The sequence below is a fragment of the Paracoccus spongiarum genome, from assembly GCF_030732095.1.
Classification (GTDB): Bacteria; Pseudomonadota; Alphaproteobacteria; order Rhodobacterales; family Rhodobacteraceae; genus Paracoccus; species Paracoccus spongiarum.
The window spans coordinates 1-1,902 of record NZ_JAVAMQ010000052.1 but is presented as its reverse complement, the minus strand read 5'-3'; the positions used below and the strand labels follow the sequence as shown (position 1 = coordinate 1,902).

The following is a 1,902-nucleotide window of genomic DNA, read 5'->3' as shown; positions in this document are numbered from 1 at the left end:
GATGCCGCCACAGCGCTTGCGGCCGTGTGTAAGACGATAACCAACGATCCACAATACCTGGCCGATGAATGGCAGATGCCTGCCGGAACGCTCGAAACCATCAATCTGTCGCGCCGCGTCCTGGAAGAGGCAGCCGAGCGGCAATGCGCCTTTCTGTCAAGACATGCGCGGCTGCTTGAACAGGCGCTGCGCGGCTTCGACACAAAGGAGGATGTAGCATGACGATCACCGCACAGCAGCTGAAGCTGATCCATGTCGCCTGTCGCAAGGTGCATCTGCCGGATGATGCTTATCGATCGGCGCTGGCGCAGATCGCGGGTGTCACCAGTTCCACCGAGCTGGACCGCGACGGCTTAGATGCGATGATGGGGCTGTTCCAGTATCTCGGCTTCGAGCCGGCGAAAGCTCAGGGTCAGAACTTCGGCGCACGGCCTGGCATGGCCAGCTTTGCTCAAATTGAACTCATCCGGGCGCTGTGGCAGGAATACACAAGCCGGCAGGCTGGCGAGGCCGAATTGAACAAATGGCTCCTGAGATGCTTCAAGGTCTCGTCGCTGCGTTTCCTGACGGCCGAGGCGGCGCCCAGGGCAATCACCGCACTGAAAGCGATGAAGGCGCGCGCCAGGGCGGTGTGAACCGCGGCCATTGCGACAAGGGGCGGCGCGGCTTGCGCCGCCCTTTTGCGTCAAAGCCGCCAGAATGCGCGCTGACGGGCGCTTGGTGGTTTTGGCCACGCGGACACCAGAAAACGTCTGACGGCCCTTTAATAGGTATTTAACGGCGCTCTCAGACCCCATTGCGGGGCGGTCCGGCACTCACCTTGAAATCCGCGCGCCGTTTTGCTATCTGACGGGGGTGATCCGAGCCATTACGATGCTCGACCAACTGGCTTTCAGGCCATGAGGGGATGTCGACCCTCCGGATCACCTTCCTCTTGCAGCGCGGCCCCGGTGGCCCCATCGTCTGCATGTGCCCGAGTAACCCGCCCCGCCGGTCTTCGAACCGAGAGGATGTAGCGAACCTCCGGGCATCACCCTGATCCTGTTCAGGGAAGGAATGTGTTCAGGGCTGCCATAGCTTCGACCTATGGCAATTGACCCTACCCCGCATCTCCTCATTCCTTCCTGTGCCGACTGCGCGGCCATGGGCATGCGTGTGCCCGAGATGCTGCGCGAGATGGAAGCCGCCATCGGTGCCGACGCAGTTCGCGATTTCCTTCTTGCCCATGGCGGGCGCGATTTCTCGATCCCCGCGCGCCACCAAATCGACACGACGCCAGGGAGGCAGATGACTGCCACCGACTGGCTGGTCGGGAATTACGGCTGGGGCAGGATCGTTCCGCCGAAAGGGCCAGTCGCGCATCGGTTTCGCGTCAGCTTCACCGTTCTGGCGTTGCGCCGCGAAGGCCGCAGCATCGGGCAGATTGCCACGGCGCTTGGCATCCATTCCCGCAGCGTCTCGAAGATCCTGCAGCGCCTGGCCACACGCGGCCTTCTGACGCAACCCCCCACATGACGGACCACAGACATGCCCATCATCAACCCTGAAAATCTCGATCTTGCCTTCCGAGGCTTCAAGACGATCTACAACACCGCGCATCTTGCCGCGCCCAGCCAGGCCGCGAAGATCGCGATGACGGTGCCCAGCAGCGCGCGCGACGAAAGCTATGGCTGGCTCGGCCAGTTCCCGCAGTTGCGCGAATGGCTGGATGGCGAACGGGTCGTGCGCCAGCTGAAGGCGCACGGCTTCACCATCGTGAACCGCAAGTTCGAGAGCACGGTTTCGGTCTCGCGCGACGACTTCTCGGATGATCGCCTGGGCGTCTTCAAGCCGATGTTCGCCGGGATGGGCCACCCAGCCGCGCTTCATCCCGATGAAATCGTATTCTCGCTGCTCGCCCGA

4 protein-coding genes are annotated in these 1,902 nt (G+C 62.5%); all 4 read left to right on the top strand.

The annotated features are described in order from the left end of the window. Positions 1–222: hypothetical protein (locus tag Q5Y72_RS19585; RefSeq protein ID WP_305965063.1), on the top strand; the 222-nt coding region annotated here is incomplete at its 5' end. Then, positions 219–635 (top strand): regulatory protein GemA, encoded by a 417-nt coding sequence (locus tag Q5Y72_RS19580; RefSeq protein ID WP_305965062.1) that lies wholly within the window; start codon positions 219–221, stop codon positions 633–635. The genes Q5Y72_RS19585 and Q5Y72_RS19580, both read left to right, overlap by 4 nt. A gap of 529 nt (positions 636–1,164) precedes the next feature. Next, the gene (locus Q5Y72_RS19575; RefSeq protein ID WP_305965061.1) at positions 1,165–1,515 is read left to right on the top strand and encodes a MarR family transcriptional regulator; all 351 of its coding nucleotides are present in this window, start codon (positions 1,165–1,167) and stop codon (positions 1,513–1,515) included. Positions 1,516–1,527: 12 nt separating this feature from the next. Further along, on the top strand, positions 1,528–1,902 hold a 375-nt coding region (locus Q5Y72_RS19570; RefSeq protein WP_305965060.1), incomplete at its 3' end, for a Mu-like prophage major head subunit gpT family protein.